The sequence below is a fragment of the Vulcanisaeta sp. JCM 16159 genome (assembly GCF_001316265.1).
GTDB lineage: Archaea > Thermoproteota > Thermoprotei > Thermoproteales > Thermocladiaceae > Vulcanisaeta.
Map to the genome: position 1 here is coordinate 50554 of NZ_BBDN01000010.1, position 15522 is coordinate 66075.

The 15522-nt window shown below is 44.5% G+C and carries 22 protein-coding genes and 2 pseudogenes; 7 read left to right on the top strand and 17 right to left on the bottom strand.

From position 1 onward, the window contains the following. The 13 genes and pseudogenes from JCM16159_RS10165 to JCM16159_RS10215 form a co-directional block, all read right to left on the bottom strand. Window positions 1–735 (bottom strand): 4Fe-4S dicluster-binding protein, encoded by a 735-nt coding sequence (locus JCM16159_RS10165; protein WP_243666590.1) that lies wholly within the window; start codon window positions 733–735, stop codon window positions 1–3. A 2-nt stretch (window positions 736–737) separates the two neighbouring features. Further along, window positions 738–1100 carry a hypothetical protein gene (locus JCM16159_RS16935; RefSeq protein WP_243666591.1) on the bottom strand — a complete coding sequence of 121 codons (363 nt, stop codon included), beginning with the start codon at window positions 1098–1100 and terminating at the stop codon, window positions 738–740. A 128-nt stretch (window positions 1101–1228) separates the two neighbouring features. Further along, entirely contained in the window at window positions 1229–1474 is a 246-nt protein-coding gene (locus JCM16159_RS10170) for a hypothetical protein (protein ID WP_243666592.1), read from the bottom strand. Further along, window positions 1410–1595, bottom strand: coding sequence for a hypothetical protein (locus JCM16159_RS16940; RefSeq protein WP_243666593.1), 186 nt, complete (start codon window positions 1593–1595; stop codon window positions 1410–1412). Before JCM16159_RS16940 ends, JCM16159_RS10170 begins: the two co-directional genes overlap by 65 nt. A gap of 57 nt (window positions 1596–1652) precedes the next feature. After that, window positions 1653–3714 (bottom strand): annotated as a pseudogene (gene mcm, locus JCM16159_RS10175) (minichromosome maintenance protein MCM). Beyond that, window positions 3711–4088: a DNA replication complex GINS family protein gene (locus tag JCM16159_RS10180; RefSeq protein WP_243666594.1), complete on the bottom strand. Its 378-nt coding sequence runs from the start codon at window positions 4086–4088 to the stop codon at window positions 3711–3713. The pseudogene mcm and the gene JCM16159_RS10180 overlap by 4 nt, the downstream one beginning before the upstream one ends. Window positions 4089–4294: 206 nt before the next feature. After that, a complete protein-coding gene (locus tag JCM16159_RS10185; RefSeq protein ID WP_054857753.1) occupies window positions 4295–4702 on the bottom strand; it encodes a type II toxin-antitoxin system VapC family toxin in 408 nt (135 codons plus the stop codon). Continuing rightward, on the bottom strand, window positions 4698–4925 hold the full coding sequence (locus JCM16159_RS10190) for an AbrB/MazE/SpoVT family DNA-binding domain-containing protein (RefSeq protein WP_054857754.1): 228 nt from the start codon (window positions 4923–4925) through the stop codon (window positions 4698–4700). Before JCM16159_RS10190 ends, JCM16159_RS10185 begins: the two co-directional genes overlap by 5 nt. Before the next feature lie 173 nt (window positions 4926–5098). Further along, window positions 5099–5338: a hypothetical protein gene (locus tag JCM16159_RS16945; RefSeq protein ID WP_243666596.1), complete on the bottom strand. Its 240-nt coding sequence runs from the start codon at window positions 5336–5338 to the stop codon at window positions 5099–5101. 140 nt (window positions 5339–5478) lie between these two features. Continuing rightward, window positions 5479–5988, bottom strand: coding sequence for a hypothetical protein (locus JCM16159_RS10200; RefSeq protein ID WP_054857755.1), 510 nt, complete (start codon window positions 5986–5988; stop codon window positions 5479–5481). Between the two features lie 28 nt (window positions 5989–6016). Next, a complete protein-coding gene (locus tag JCM16159_RS10205; RefSeq protein WP_054857756.1) occupies window positions 6017–6385 on the bottom strand; it encodes an ATP/GTP-binding protein in 369 nt (122 codons plus the stop codon). Continuing rightward, window positions 6370–7296 (bottom strand): AAA family ATPase, encoded by a 927-nt coding sequence (locus tag JCM16159_RS10210; RefSeq protein WP_054857757.1) that lies wholly within the window; start codon window positions 7294–7296, stop codon window positions 6370–6372. The genes JCM16159_RS10205 and JCM16159_RS10210 overlap by 16 nt, the downstream gene beginning before the upstream one ends. Before the next feature lie 204 nt (window positions 7297–7500). Then, entirely contained in the window at window positions 7501–7809 is a 309-nt protein-coding gene (locus tag JCM16159_RS10215) for a hypothetical protein (protein WP_243666597.1), read from the bottom strand. Between the two features lie 435 nt (window positions 7810–8244). Between JCM16159_RS10215 and JCM16159_RS19330 the strand changes: the two genes are divergently transcribed. Then, window positions 8245–8376 carry a hypothetical protein gene (locus JCM16159_RS19330; RefSeq protein WP_367834452.1) on the top strand — a complete coding sequence of 44 codons (132 nt, stop codon included), beginning with the start codon at window positions 8245–8247 and terminating at the stop codon, window positions 8374–8376. A 681-nt stretch (window positions 8377–9057) separates the two neighbouring features. Next, entirely contained in the window at window positions 9058–9513 is a 456-nt protein-coding gene (locus JCM16159_RS10225; RefSeq protein WP_054857760.1) for a hypothetical protein, read from the top strand. 16 nt (window positions 9514–9529) lie between these two features. Here the strand turns inward: JCM16159_RS10225 and JCM16159_RS16950 are convergent, their stop codons facing one another. After that, window positions 9530–9754: a hypothetical protein gene (locus JCM16159_RS16950; protein WP_243666598.1), complete on the bottom strand. Its 225-nt coding sequence runs from the start codon at window positions 9752–9754 to the stop codon at window positions 9530–9532. Continuing rightward, a complete protein-coding gene (locus JCM16159_RS10230; protein ID WP_054857761.1) occupies window positions 9688–11037 on the bottom strand; it encodes a hypothetical protein in 1350 nt (449 codons plus the stop codon). Before JCM16159_RS10230 ends, JCM16159_RS16950 begins: the two co-directional genes overlap by 67 nt. A 119-nt stretch (window positions 11038–11156) precedes the next feature. On the opposite strand from JCM16159_RS10230, the pseudogene JCM16159_RS16955 reads away from it, so the two are divergent. From JCM16159_RS16955 to JCM16159_RS10255, 5 genes and pseudogenes are all read left to right on the top strand, one after another. After that, window positions 11157–11312 (top strand): annotated as a pseudogene (locus JCM16159_RS16955) (30S ribosomal protein S30e); the annotation flags it as partial. A gap of 220 nt (window positions 11313–11532) precedes the next feature. Next, window positions 11533–11730: a hypothetical protein gene (locus JCM16159_RS16960; RefSeq protein WP_243666600.1), complete on the top strand. Its 198-nt coding sequence runs from the start codon at window positions 11533–11535 to the stop codon at window positions 11728–11730. 74 nt (window positions 11731–11804) lie between these two features. Further along, on the top strand, window positions 11805–13139 hold the full coding sequence (locus JCM16159_RS10240; RefSeq protein WP_243666601.1) for a hypothetical protein: 1335 nt from the start codon (window positions 11805–11807) through the stop codon (window positions 13137–13139). A 722-nt stretch (window positions 13140–13861) separates the two neighbouring features. Further along, a complete protein-coding gene (locus JCM16159_RS10250) occupies window positions 13862–14170 on the top strand; it encodes a nucleotidyltransferase domain-containing protein (RefSeq protein ID WP_243666602.1) in 309 nt (102 codons plus the stop codon). After that, the gene (locus JCM16159_RS10255; protein WP_243666603.1) at window positions 14167–14724 is read left to right on the top strand and encodes a DUF86 domain-containing protein; all 558 of its coding nucleotides are present in this window, start codon (window positions 14167–14169) and stop codon (window positions 14722–14724) included. Before JCM16159_RS10250 ends, JCM16159_RS10255 begins: the two co-directional genes overlap by 4 nt. Window positions 14725–14745: 21 nt before the next feature. On the opposite strand, the gene JCM16159_RS19335 is transcribed toward JCM16159_RS10255, so the two are convergent. Together JCM16159_RS19335 and JCM16159_RS10260 are read right to left on the bottom strand one after the other, a co-directional pair. After that, complete coding sequence (locus JCM16159_RS19335) at window positions 14746–14871, bottom strand: hypothetical protein (RefSeq protein WP_367834453.1); 126 nt, start codon at window positions 14869–14871, stop codon at window positions 14746–14748. Window positions 14872–14914: 43 nt separating this feature from the next. Beyond that, window positions 14915–15481: a hypothetical protein gene (locus tag JCM16159_RS10260; RefSeq protein WP_243666604.1), complete on the bottom strand. Its 567-nt coding sequence runs from the start codon at window positions 15479–15481 to the stop codon at window positions 14915–14917. Window positions 15482–15522: the final 41 nt, after the last annotated feature.

The following is a 15522-nucleotide window of genomic DNA, read 5'->3' on the forward strand; positions in this document are numbered from 1 at the left end:
TCACCTCTTCCTCACACTTATTACCTGCGCCTTTGGTAATAATGACTCGAACCATTTTCTATAGGTCTCCCTATTCTCCTTCCAAGCCCTGTACTCATCAATATACTTCCCATAGCCATCCTCGAACTCCATCTCATCAACCATAATTATTGTGTCAGGTACTGGGCAAACCTCAGCGCACACTCCGCAACCCTTGCAGTAGGCTAGGGCCGGGTTGAAGTAGCCGTCTGGCGTGACGTCAAACACAGAGTCTGGGCAATACTCCCAGCATAGGCTACACTTTATGCACTTGTCGAAGTTAATCACGGGCCTATAATGCTTGGCAGTGCCGCCAGTGAAGTATGGGTTCCTCTGGTTCGGCTTTAGGCCTGGTATTGCGCCGCCAATCATCATGTCCTTCCAACCAGGTAAGTGCGGTGGTTCATACTTATACGGCAGGCCCTCGCCAGGCCTAACCTCCCTCAACTTAACGAGTGATTGATAGGCCTCTAAAGCCCTGTTAACCCTCTCGCTGGGCTTATCAAGGCTCTCCAGGTACCTCTTAACATCATCAAGAGTGAGTATGCTGGGCATTACCTTGGCAATGGCGCCGAGGACCCTCTCCACAGTGCCGTCATCCGGGAATGTCCAGAAATCACCAATGCTCCTCTCACCATAAACAACGACTAGGGTGTATGGGGAGTCCCTGGCCGGTATGAACTTAAGTAACTCATCTGGTTTCCTCTTGGAAACCACGATTAATAAACCACCAGCCTCAACTTAAGATGGACTGGTTGAATCCCCTGCCAGGCCCAGGACTCAACACCCTTGAGTATGGTGTCATCAAGCACTATCGATGCATCAACGTAGTCAGGCTCAACCCTAGCAGCCTCAGCATCTAGAACCTCCTCGCTTGCGCCCTTGGCTACAACCACGAAGTACTTCGCAGGTGAACCATCCCTCTCCGGGTCATCACCATACCTCTGGTAGGACAATGCAACATTACCAGCCATCCTAGCCGCGTAAACAATCCCCCTGGCTAAATTCCTGGCCAAGTGTCTCTGGTGTATTCCCCTATAAATGATCTCTATCGTGTATATACTTGAAGCTTGAACAGACATTCTAATCAGAGATTGATTATATTGCACTTTTAAAGCAATGCCCTCCCAAGTATATTAAAAATAACACATTCGATGCGTTCTTTACGTGGACTCCGGTTTATAAACAATAATATATAGCATATATAGATTTACGAAACCAACTGATTAATCCGTTCTCTAACCCTGGCCAGGGCCTCCGCATTTTCCCTGAAATCATCCACTAGGTTATTTACGAAGTTTTCATCGATCTCCTCAGACCTAGACAACGCCTCCCTAACCATCTCCTCAAGTGTGGCGCATCTTCTGAATACGTAATACATGGCGTCGATATCAGCATCGCTTAGGCTTATTATCCCGCCTCCAAGGCTTGGAGACCACGTTCCATCCCCAATCACCGATAGTACTCTCACTAGGAATTTCTATGTTTGCTTCCCTCAATTTCTCAAGTAATTTCTCCACAGTAAGTGCTACGGCATTCCTCAACCCAGCGATTATCGCATTTAACCTGTCAATCACGACAATATAAAACTAAATTAATAATTATAAGTATTTCGTAATTAAATAAAAAGTGTTTCAAATAAGCACCCTCTTAACGTAACCAGGCTTAGGCATATAAATATCCCCTGACTTAAGTAGAATATTTATTGCCTTATCCACCGCCTGCCTATCAAGACCTGCGGCCTCGGCCTCCTTATACAGGTCCTCGACCCTAACGGGCTTACCGCCACTGGACTCCTCGAGTTGAGCCAGTAGTCATTATCAATGCCATCCTCTCCTGGGTTGACTTCGGCTTTCCAGTCATTATTATGTCAATGTCTATCTTCCCTGACTCAACATCAATACCAACACTACTCAGGTACTTCATGAAGAGCCTAATGGCCCTATCAGCATCCTCAGCCTCAACCACGGGGCTAAGCCTCATTTTAGCCTCAGACTCGGAAAGCCTAATCAAGGCTTCCAACTGCCTAGCCGTTATGGCAATTGGCGAATCCGGTTCCCTGGACTTCGCCCTCATCTGCACGTAGAACTGCACAATCCTCTCCCTAGCCTCAGGCGTTAATACTGGCTTGACGTGCTTACGAGCATAGGCAATGTACTTCCTAAGTAGGTCAGGCGGTATTATGTCTGCGAAGCCCTCAGGAACTTCGCCGGCATGTAGCGTGGTTATGTGCTCTGCAATCGCCTTATCCCTGTCGAGGTTTGGTTCATCCCTAATGATGAATATTAGGTCAAACCTCGAAAGCAGGGTGACGGGTAGGTCCACGTTCTCGGCCACGGTCCTGTTGGGCAGGTACCTACCGAAGGCTGGATTAGCGGCGGCTAGAACACTACACCTGGCGTTCAGAGTTGCCACAATGCCAGCCTTGGCTATGGAGACCGTTTGCTGCTCAAGGGCTTCATGAATGGCTACCCTGTCCTTGGTATCCATCTTATCAATTTCGTCAATAACAGCCACACCCGTATCCGCAAGGACCAATGCACCAGCCTCTAGGTAGAACTCGCCAGTGTCCTTCTCGCGCACGACGGCCGCCGTCAGGCCGGCCGCCGAGCTACCCTTGCCTGTGGTGTATACGGCCCTTGGGGCTATCTTGGTTACGAACCTAAGCAGCTGTGTCTTAGCCATACCTGGGTCGCCAACGAGCAGTATGTGTATGTCACCCCTAACCCTAATGCCGTCTGGGTACACCTTGGGTACGCCGCCGAAGAGTAGGCATGCTATTGCCTCCTTTATGTCCTCCATACCGTATATGGAGGGCGCTATTGACTTGATTATCCTCTCCCTAACGTCGGGCATCTTCGAAAGCTCCAGTATCCTCTTCTCATCCTCCGGCGTAATCTCGATCTCCACCAACTCCCTCTGCTGGCTCTCCACGTGATTAACCTCCATGAAGCTGGAGACAACGGGTGGCTTACCCTTCCTTAAGTCGGCCAGGTCGAGGTTCATGATACCAACCAGGTAAACTCTATCGCCGGGCTTCACGGTATCGACCAAGTCATCAAGCAGTATCGCCTCAATACTCCTAGGCAACTGACCCGGTGGCAACTCCTCGGGCTTCTCTTGAACGATTACCTTCTGCCAATCAATGAACTCACTCCTCTCCTCAACAAACACCATACTATTCAATGCACCACACTTGGGGCAACGCTTCGGCGGCTGAACAAAACCCGTGGTTGGTTGGGGAATCTCAACCTCATAGCCACACTGTGAGCACCTGAACACGGACTTCCTAAGGTAATGCTTTGGCGGTGTCTGCCTGGTTATTATGCCCTCAACCATTATTAATTTACCAAGGACTTCACTCCTAAGCCTCCTAATGGGTAGGGACTCGGGCAGTCTCCTAAACCTCATGTAGAAGTTCCTAACGGACTTGGCAAGCTCCGGGTCCCTCTCGGTTATTGCCTGCCTAACAGCCTCGGAACCAGCCTGAATAACTAACTGAGGTCTCTCCAGAAGCATATCAGCGAGGTCCTTATTATTGATTAACAAGTCGTGGAAGTCAACGACTAGGGACCTCTTCCTCTGTATAATCATATTATTAATCTCATCAACATACCTATCACTGGACTCAATAAAGCTCCTAAGCCCCTGAATCAACGAGTCAAGGCTAACCTCGGCGGTTTCTGGCGCAGTCATTGCAGACCCACCACCGCATTGAGGAACTCCCTGATTATCGGCGCGATGGATTTAACGAGCTCCTCCTCCTCAATAGTGAGCTTGTCCAGGAAGTCCCTGGAGTCCGCGATCCCGGGATTAACGGCTAAAAGCGTGAGTATCTTCCTAAGCCTCAACTGGGCGAGCTCCCTCAACTGCTGCGCATAAATCCTAACACTCCTCTGATCACCACCAACCATGCTAAGCCTAGCCCTAACGTAGAAGTCCCTGGGCAACTCCCTCAATTCGCTCGGAGCCCTATTCTCAAGCCAAACTCTCTTAAGAATCTCCTCACTACCGATCTTATCCTCATCAAGCAACGAAGCAACACCTCGCTTAATCAACACCTCAAGCACATTGGGCGGCGCATTAATTACTGAACCAGCTTGGCAGGGGCAATACTAATTATGCCCAGGTCAACCCCATCCACATCCCGCGTCAACACAGCCCTAACGCTTGGCATTAAGTATGAAAAACCCATCAAAAGTAACTACCACAAACCAATTAAAAAGGCACTACAGGAAAAGGATAAGTAATATTGATGGGATCCTAAGATGCGAAATCACGGCATCACCCTAACACCTCTCTTAATAGCTTTTTGCGCTAAATCACGATCAAAGGTCGCCAATATGGCACCTTCTCTTATAGCTATTGAAAGTATTAAATAGTCATTAATGTCCTTTATAGACGCCCTATCTTCAATTATCATCTTAAACGCTCTCTCGTAAATACCCAAATCCTCGAGCAGATAATTAACACGAGGATCCATCAAGTACTCCCGAAGTTTTAACGCTATTAGATTAAGGTCAATATTTAAATGCCTGGCCATCACCCATATATACTCATGAATCACGATTGACGGTATTATTAATTCCGTGGCACTATCAACAATAGTACTTGCATCGTTATAATGCTCGCTATCCTCCACGGTATCGTAAACCAAAACGTTCGTATCAACGAGTACTTTAATCCATCACCTCCTCAATAGCCCTCTCAATCTCCTCAACAGTAATAGGTCTACCTAACCTAATCGTAGTCCTACTCCTCCTAACAGGAATGAGTTTAATAACACCCTCACCCTCGTCATAGACAACCTTAACTAAATCCCCAACCCTAATCCCGAGCCTCTCCCTAATACTCGCCGGTATCGTAACCTGGTAATTCCTAGTAACCTTAACAATAGTCTCAACCACAGTATTAAGATACAGCCAACTATTTAAGCATTATCTACTATAACGCAATAATTTACTAAACCATAACACTTAACCGTGAAATCCATCATCCCAACTGTTGAGACTTAGTGACATCCATGTAGTCAACCTCAACCACATCCCTAGGATCAACGCCAAGGGACTTACTCAGATGGTCAAGCACATCGAGCATAATCAGCGCTGGTGCCACAGTTGGAGAGGGCGGAGAGTTGAAGACCGGAGTGGGCGATAATCCTAACCTCAGTCTCGGAACCACGCTCAATAACCAGGGTCATGCAGGTGAGGTAATGATTAATCCTAAAGAAGAACTTCTGCCCAAAAGCAATAGCGACCCTGGGATTCGTGCCCAAAACCGTGAAATAAACATTAGACGCGGGATCATAATCCCTAATCACATTAACAACGGGATCAAAACCCGCAGGGAATACCGCTTAATTCCATGAGCCAAAACCCTACTACCCATCAAATCGGCATGAACAAAGTGCACTCTTAAAGATATTCATTATACCGTTATTCCTAGGATCATCAAGAGCCCTCATAATGGAGACATGAAGGCTTGGCTCATCACCAGCAATCCATAACTACGAAGAAAATCCTCTAAAGATGGAATTACGAGGACAAACTGGAAAAGAACTTCACCATCCCTATACCTCAAGACGCAATCATGAGACATGAAAGACCCTGCATTAATTCCCTGCCCGCACTCCACACTCGGTTTATACTGGGGAAACTTATTCCTATTGCTGATGAAGTTTTCAACGTCACGCTTTAATCTATCGAAAGTATTAACTGCATCATTGGAATCGGAATCGCGTAAAACCAATACCTTTACCTTGATGGACGACCTAATAGAACGTAATTTACTAACGAGGACCCTAACATTACGATCAAGCCTGTCCCTACCACCCTCAATAATAAATGGAAGTTCTTTATTATCTATGACACGCCTAACTAGCCTGTCCTTATCCTTGGGCTCTACATTCATAACCTTGCGATTAGGCTCTATTCTCGAGACAACTTCCCTGATGAATTCGTAATCATGCACGCCCTCGCATAGGGCAATTATGATGCAATTAGGGCCCCCTGAGGTCCGACTCAAGCTCGTGCCTCTCGCCATACGCCTCCTCACCACTCAATTGCTCATAATCAATGCTACCATCGGGCATCAGGTAGAGCCTAATCAACCTAACCCTATCAAGGGCATTCCTATCCCTAGCCTCATTAAGCAGGTAATCAAGGAACTCAAGCGATTGGGTAGCCATAACGAATTGAATACGGTCAAGGAACCTAGGCTCAACCATGTACCTAGCGAGAACCTCCATGAAGCCAGGGTGCAGATGAGCCTCAGGCTCATCGATCACGGCAACGTCAACGCCCATGACAATGAGACTGAGCATCCTAACCAGGGCCTTAAAGCCATCACCCATCAAGTCATAGGGCACAGAAACCCTATTGTCGCCAAACTTAGAATTACCTGCCTATCCCTATAATCATAGAAATAACGAACCTCCTTCCTTAATAAGTCAACCAACTCGGTTTGTTTATCAGGTAGTAAGTCCTCTATTAGGAATGGGTTCATTGATAAATGCTGAACACGTACTGGCTTTACATCCATCCTTCTACCAATATGAATAATGTGAGTTTCAGAAAACAACTTCTTTAATTGATTATTTAATATTCTCTTAGCCTCATTGGCACTCAATCCCAACTTCTCCAACTTACTAATTGCATCTTCACTAACTTCTACTCCGCTTAAAGGTAATAATGCAACATTGAATAATTCATCATTAACATACGTACTTATAATCATAATCTTCAACAATAAATCATTTACATAATCATTAAGTACAGCCACCACATTATCAATAAACTCCTTAAATGCCTCCGTGAGATCTTTAACATCCTTACGCTCCCTCTGCATTTTACGAAAAGCATTCATAAGTATTTCCTGGGATCTCGGCGTTAATTCAGTGAGCGATTTCGTTAGTTCTCGCATTATGTCACTGCGTAAATTGCCTAGTTCCTCAAAACCCTTAGTTATCTCCACTTTAATGCGATGAGTTGAACCTTGGCTGATCAAGTCGCCGGACACAACGGCGACCTTTCTATTACTCCTCAAATTAATTAAATAATTACTCTTAAGTTCAAGTTTTGAAAGCGCATCAACATGAGGCTCTGATGTGGTAATCTTAAAATCACTCACTGAGGAGAGGAGCAGGGCAGTGGCCTCAAGCGCCGTACTCTTACCCGTGTTATTCCTACCAACGAAGACCGTAATATCGCCAAGCTCAATATCAAGCTTAGCAAATGGTCCATAATCCTCAAGCAATAACCGCCTCAATACAACAACCATGAAATAAATGTAGCAACAGGGCTAAAATACCTTTTGAAAAATCAATTCACGGCATACCCACTCCCTTAACGGTTGATCTAGACCACCACGTGCTGAGGAGCGCCATGGCTAATGCATAAATAGGGAGTAAAGTGGCTATCATTACTGGGACGTACGTAGCGGTGTAAAGAGCAATCAAATCGCCGGGCGTCGGCGCGGAAGCTATTAAGTGCGGAGGAAACCCCATGACGGCGTATAAAAAGGCGAGCTCGCAACCGGCACAATAAGACACATGGCAAGGTAAACCAGGGACTGAAGGAAAGCCCTCCTAAACCCAAAGCCGAACTCCACAATGTCATCCCTAAGGAACTTAATCACTAACGCAAAACCAACAATTGAAATAGCCACCAAATAAAGCATTGACAATTGAAATTCCCTAGCTAAGGTGACTGGAATAACGAAGACCCAAGCAAACGGATTAAGAAAAACAGCAACACCAAGCCCATACAATAAGCGGGTGTAATTTTGAGGCATACCTATCACCATTGAGTCCTAAGCCTAGGAGACATTTAAGTTTTGGCAAGACCACGTATTAGTAAATAATGAATAAACATTTAGATCACTATATACGCATCCTTCGTACGTACCACTAACTACTGGAGCCCATTTACCGGTTAATGACACAGTGGCTATAAAGTCGCCAGGTACGTAATAAATGATCCAACCAGATATAAAGTACCAGCTATTAGGAGGTACTGAGACGCCGTAGAACGAAGTACCTGTATACGTATAACTAAATGAGGGAGTACCGCTAAAGCCAGGCAAGTTCCAATATGTAACCTGAGGCTGAGGATTAAGGCATTTAGAAGGCCTTGTCCGTTTATATAAGTAACGATGAAATAATCGTAAATGCCTAATGGGTCAATCATAATGCAGTTTATCTGAAAAGACGTTGTCTGTCCAGGTGAGATGGATGTTGAACCCCATGTGAATGTGCAGTACTCGGCAATTGTGGTCGGCTTGATTATTACTGCGCCGTTCGTGGACGCTAATGCAATTGGAGGACTTAGTAGGTTTAATATAAAGAGCATGATTAAGTAGATAGAAAATAAACCGACAATTACACCACCGTATTTCCACAGTTTATGCTTTAAGCTCGCACCCTCAGTTTTGGTGAGAGACGCCATACGGTAGTCCCATTATAGTGGGCTTTTTGCCTCGGATGTTCAGACAAAATACTCGAGCCATATCCCGAGGAAGGTTAATAAACGGACACCAATAACTAATAACTGGATGAGCTCCTCCCGTCCCCACTGAACCAATGATGTAAACCGGGCCGGCAGTGATCAATCTCTAATGACTCATTTAATTCATTAATACTTATTCAAATCACCCGTCATACTCGGCTTAGCATTTCAACTACTCCAATAAGTTACAGCTAAGACATTAGGTTTATGTTCATTTTAAAATAACTCTGGCGATATATATATTAGTTAAAATAAAGTTATTTGATGAAGGACCCGCTTAAGAGTAAGGTGAACAGGCAAGTTATTATATGGGGCTTGGTAATCCTTATGGTAGTGTTGGGTATAATAATGGTTTTACTTCCCGCATATCGCGCACCGCCGCCATGGCTTGGAGGAGGAACGTGGAGCAGTCACTCTATGTCTATCGATCCTATAAACGCTATGCGGGCCTACACCTCTTCCGCCTTGCTGGGCAATGTAATTATTTTTAGTTTTTAATTAAAATTTAAAAATAAAATTGGTATATTTTTATTTAATGAAACGCCTATTTGATTTATTAATTGGATTTATAATAGTTATTACGGGTGTCATTACCGCATTACTCCTCTATCCATTTTATTTCAAAATCGATAGTGGTGCCATGCTCATAATTGCCCTACTGATTCCGCTTCTATTTGGCATTGTTGGTGTTGGTTGGGTCCTAGGTGGTTGGGCGGGGGTTGGCGCGGCCATTGGGGAGTTGGGTCTCAGGTTCAGGATTTGGCTGCTCATGCACTTGCTCTACGGTGATAAGGAATTTCTCATAGACCTAATGCTAATACAATACGTGTTAATGAACATATACGAAATACCCTACGAACTCTCCATAAACGGGCACGAGGTCATAATCAAGGCACCACTGAGTAGGGACGCGAGCATCAGACTCATGAACTACCTGAACCAGAGAATGAATAAATTGCTCATCATAAGCGTAGAACCAATGAAGCAATGAATAAGGTAGTAAATACCTACTGGGGCTTCACGATGCTCAAGGCGTTGATGAGCAACTCCCTGTCCTCACCATTGCATATGATTACCGTACCCCAAACCACCTTACGAACCCTGATACCGAGACCGACAAGCTCATCCCTAAGCCTCCGAGCCTTCCCTGAGTCGCCAAGTGAAATTAATACGCAGGACTCGGTATACTCGTAGCCCCTCCCATTACGGCCCTGGCCACGTGCACATGCCACCTCCTAATTCTATACCTCCCAAGCACATTGACCAAGTCATCAATACTCGGTAGCCTCCTGGGCTCGCCATAAAACTTCTCATAAACACCAAGCATCCTGAGAATGCGCTTGGTATCCTCAATGGGCACGTATATTTCGAAGACCCCACCACGGTTATTAACACTCACGTTAAAACCAGCCGACCTCAGGTCGCTGACCATGGCCCTCGCCAAACCCTCATCACTCGTTGACTTGGCTAGGTACCATCCACGGCCCATATTATGCTTCCTCAGTATTAGGTCATGACCAAGAACATTAATCACGGGGTACTTGGCGTAGGTCAGGCAGGGGGTTGAGTACCTAACAGCCTCCACCAACTTAACACCCCTATCGGTAAGCCCATACATGGGCCAACCACCAGCCAAACCAACGATATCACTAATCACCATAGCCTTCACAGGGCAAACCACGTAATGCTCACTACCCCTACCCGAGGAACCACCAAAGAAATTACCAGAACAACCATAGAGCCCACACAGAAACTCATCCATAAACCTCCTAACGGGCTCATCAGTCACAAACGAAAACCCAATGTCAAAGGAGCCACGACCAACATGACCCAAAACACCATCACCAACAAACCAACCAAACAAAGAAGCCCTACCAATAAAACCATTAACCGCATAATAAACAAACCTAACACCCTTTCTAAACCTAACAACGCCCCAATTACCCAAAGCCTCCCTAAGCCAAGGAACCAGGTAGTCGGGAACTCTAGGATTGCTAAGTAAGGTCTCCGCCTTCTCTCTATTCACGATGAATTTCTCGATTTTATCTCTTAATCTTCCTGTCATTGGTATTATGTGCTTAAATGATACGTTTAACCCAGCCTTACCCTCACTAATGGTTACGTATATATAATCCTTAATCTTATCCACATCAAGGTAGCTAATTAACGAGATCAATAATGTGGCTGCCAGGTGAGGGTCTGGCGAGTTCAACGTAACCACCCGCGTACCGTTATTATACTCTACTGGGGATACATCGCTAATGAAGAGACCAGCAAGTATTGGTTCTGCATCGTTGATTTTAACGTCTAACGTGACGAATGGGCGTAGTGAGAATCCACTTAGGTAATGCATCGTGGTGCCCAGAGCAGAATACTTAGTACTAACGTTGTCTTCGCTCTTGATTCTATCCCAATTATTTAATATTTCATTTTTAACATTTACTAACGTATTGACGAGCTCTTCGACCGTGATTTCTATATCGTTGTTAATACCGGGTAAATTACTTAGGAGCATTTTGCATCCATATAGTTAATTTATCTTCTTGGTTTATAAATTACTTTCAGTACTGCAGTAGAAAGGTAAGTAAGACTTAAATAAGTCATGGTTGCATAAGAGTGCGGGGATAAAGTACGCCATCACACGGCAGCCTTACAAAGGCAGGCAAGGTGAGGAGTCAGACGCCTAGGATTCCGCCTAAGCCTAGGAAGAATCTTGTGCCTAGGAGGAGGAATAGTCGTAATTATAGGCGTTTGCTTTATAGGCTTGGTCAGGGTCAGCAGGTTTCGTAGTTTTGTTTCTTAAAAATTTCCTTCTTTCTTTTGTTGGTAATCTTAACTGTATTTAGGTGTTATTTTAGGTGATTGGTGGCGCAATATATATATTAGATAAAATAAATAAACATGGTATGTGGTCTGCGGGTACTAAGGGCGTGCGTAGGAAGGAGATTATTGAGGCGGTTGTCGCGGTGTCGATCATGCTGCTTTTTGAGTTTACGGCACCGGCGATTGCTTGGCTATCGGTACGATGGGTGTTGGTGATATAGTGGCTGCAGCAACCTTTGCGGCCAGTTTTGGAGCTGGGGCCGCGTTTTGGGGTTACGTGGGAAACTGTGGTTACTCTATTTATTTAGGAGTCACTCATGGTTGGGGTGCGTTTAATAATCCATCACCCTGGCTTTGTGCTGGTATTACTGCGGGTATTTTATGACGGTGTAATGAACAATGCCGGCTAGGTTAAAAACGATTTATAATCTATTTTTTGGCATTTTAATAGCCGTACTGATGTTTTTCGCGGAGCTCTACCTATCTGGGCTTCTCAAGAATGTGAGGTTTTCGCCCACCCTGAATTACGTTGTGGGTAGTGCAGGGGGTCTCTTGGTAATTGCGTATTTCGTTCATGGGGCATACCGCGTGGTGTTAGGGTCTGTTAGGGATAAGGCGATGCGGCGCATGGTGATTAATGTCGTTACATTGCTTGCGGTATTACTTACCGCGGAATTTACGGGCCTTATCTTCATGAGTCTTCATTACCTGTTTAGGCTTTCGATAGGTTACTTCGTGGGTTTTGTCATCGCATATTTCGTATTGTCGATGTTGATTAATGAAGCTTTGATCTACACCTACATTAAGGGTGTTGGGGGCTTTGGCGTTCATGGGGGTAGGCGTGCACTGATTCGTTTGGTCAGTGATAGTAAATATAATGGTTATACCATAAGCATGCTTTACCACGACCTGGTAATTCTCATGTATCCTGAGGACTATGAGGACGGTGTTATCGAGGTTATTAATGCCCATGAGGGCTATCACGCGAGGTTTAAGCATACCGTGATCCTCAACGCCGTTTTGTTCATTAGTGTACCCTTCCTGATTTATTACGGTGTTAGGGGTTACTCAATGCTGTGGACTGCGTTGCCCCTCCTGGCCGTGTTAATCCTAACATTGGCTAGGTCCTTTGAATTGCTTGCTGACAAGGCCGTTTATGATAGGTTGGGGCCTGGGGCCCTGGGTTACTTTAGGGTGATACTTAGGTCACTTTACGGTATTGATGATCCGAGGAGGGCCCCAATTAGGTCTAGGATTACGCATCCAGGTAGGAGGGACTTGGTATTATCGAGCGGTGACGTCCTTGGCGCATACGCGCCTTGGGAGTTTCCACTGCTTACCTCCTTGTTTGTCGGTTTTATTCTCGTCGGCACCTCCGTACTTCGCCCGGTGGGTATTTACATTGGGCCGGCCCTGCTTGTTTATATGGGTGTTGTTATTGGTTCATTCTTGCTAACGGTTCTTCTGGGCATTGTTTATAGGCCCATCATTAGGTGGTTCAGTCATGGTATGAGTAATGAGTCGGTACTTAACCTTTCCATGTTGGATTCCTCGGTCTTTACGGTATGTTCTGCTATGGTGTTCATATTCTATTTAATTTATCATTCATGGCTGTACTCAAATATTACTGCCGTTGCTCTTTCCTTTCTATTTTCATTGTTGGTCACCTGGTTTGTGTTACGTGATGTTGGGCGTGCGTTATTAATTGCTGTATTGATTACGTTAATATTTATTGCCCTAAACTATCTTTATTACATGGTAATACCTATCATTCATATTCCTTATTTTAGGTGATGCGTATCAGGGATACGCATATTGTATTAGGTAATATGGCTATTATGTGGATCAGTATTACAGGATGTATTTTTACTAGGCTTTGTTTTACCGCATCATGTATGCCTACCTACAATGCATGACTTAACGTCCACGCAGATGCTCTTATAAGGTGAATAGCACCTGCACTGAAGGAGTAAATCTCGATGGCGTAATTCGGCGCACATCAAGGCGCTACATACCTCTAAACCTCACTGTGCGTTATTCCGAAAACGTACTTGTACATTGCATAGTCATCAAGTATCATGAGAATTATAGTTAAAATAATGTATTACTGATTAACCGTTACTCATTGTGTTAATCTGCAGAGACCTTATAATATATCTTTAACGACTGTGCTTCACTCATGCTTTGCGAAGATCAGAGTAACAGAATTAATTATAACTATGCGGAGAAGTCGCGAAAGGCATTTTACCTAAAATATTCTCATGATAATACGCATAATTACTATTTTAAGATGGCTGTTGCGCAGGAACAAAATGGTGATTTCGTTATTGTGACTTTCTTTCCATTGGGTTATATCAGGAACGATTGGGATTATCAAAGAGAGTGCAATAATATAGTACCCGTGGAGTTAATATGTAAGGCATATAATCATCTTATTGATTTGTACTGTCACATAAATGATGTCAATTATATACTACATATACCCTTATAAATTAGTAAATATCGTATTGAATTCGATGAGTGCATGTAGTGAGGTGTGCCTTAGGGTGTTGGGTGTTGTTAGGGATGCGATTATTAATAATTATAATAATTATAAGGATTTTATTCACTTTGCCGTGCTTTACGGTTCCCTGGTTTATGGTGTGTTTGGTCCTCTTAGTGATGTGGATGTTGCGGTTATGTTTAGGGATGGTGTTAACGTTATTGATGCATTGCCCATGCTTGTTAGCGACCTTGCACTGGCGCTGGGCCTTCCTGAGGATAGGGTTGACGTTACCGTGCTTAATGACCCATTGCTACCCTTTGAGGTTAGGTTTAGGCTTTGACGCAGGGCGTGCCTGTTTACGTTGGTGACCGTGGGGTATTCATTAGGGAGGTTGTTAGGGCGGTCAGCCTTTACGGTGATTATCAAGTGTTTTTGCAGGCCAATGGATTTAATGGGTTGATTAGGAGGAGGTTGGTGAGTTGCGTGGGTCGTTTAAGTGATTTATTGGCTATTATTAAGAGGAATGTTGATGAGGTCGATGCCCTGGTCTCCAGGTATGGCGTTAATGAGTTAATTAATGATTATGTGCTACTGAACGCCACATTACACATGCTTCAGGTTGCAATACAGGCGTTAATCGACATGGGTTCTCATATAATGGTTGAGAAGGGCCTTAAGGCACCATCAACGTACTCCGAGGTACCCATTTACTTGGGCCAAGTCAGTATTATAAGTGATGATGACTCAAGGGTCTTTAGGAGGATGATAGGCTTCAGTAACGTCCTCGTGCATAATTATTCACAGGTCTCTATTGATGTTCTTCGTGAAATCCTGGCTAAGGCGCTTTACAGGGATTTATTGAGGATTGCCCTTAGCTATATGATTATGCCGTGAGTAATAACATTGATGTGTAGCTCACCGCCTCGGCGTTAACATTATGATTACTGTGTTTGTCTCATTGATGCTTGTTGAGTAATGGTACTGCACGGTTATGGTACCAACCAAATGCGTTATTCCGGTCTTCACACCTATTGAATACACGTTCATCGCTAATTCAATACCACTTACGTAAGCAATTACGTAATTACCAACTAGTCGTGTTAATTATGAATTCCTGACCGGACAGGAAAACCCTGTTACTGCCAATGAACTCCTCGATGACTGGTATACCCATTATGAAGATCCTCGTATTGCCATACAACGTGGTTAACCCAGCCTCATCATAGGTGAGGAAATGCAGTAATAATCTCTCAATACTGCATGCCCTATCCTCCTGGGCCACTATCCTCGTTGGTATTATGATCATGGCATTATCGCTGTGGGCTATCATGCATGTGTAATTGACGATACCAGGTGGTGGGGTTATTCCCGTTATCTGTATGCATGTTGTTTCGTTAACTATGCCGTTGAAGGTTATTGGTGGTTTTAACCCCGGGAAATTATCGCAACAAGGTGTCGGCCAAGCCTCGAAATACCACTCGTGATAAATCAATTTGTTGTTGTAATAAACGTAAGTATTATAGACCTCATTGAGAAATACCGCGGGGCACATGCAATATATCGGCTTCGTTAGGTATTGATACGCATAGTATGTAGTTACTGAAGATGAGAGAACCAGCACTATAATCAGCAATGTGTATGAAAGCCTCATATCACTGATCTACTCATGACTCACCCTTTTATCCCTAACTA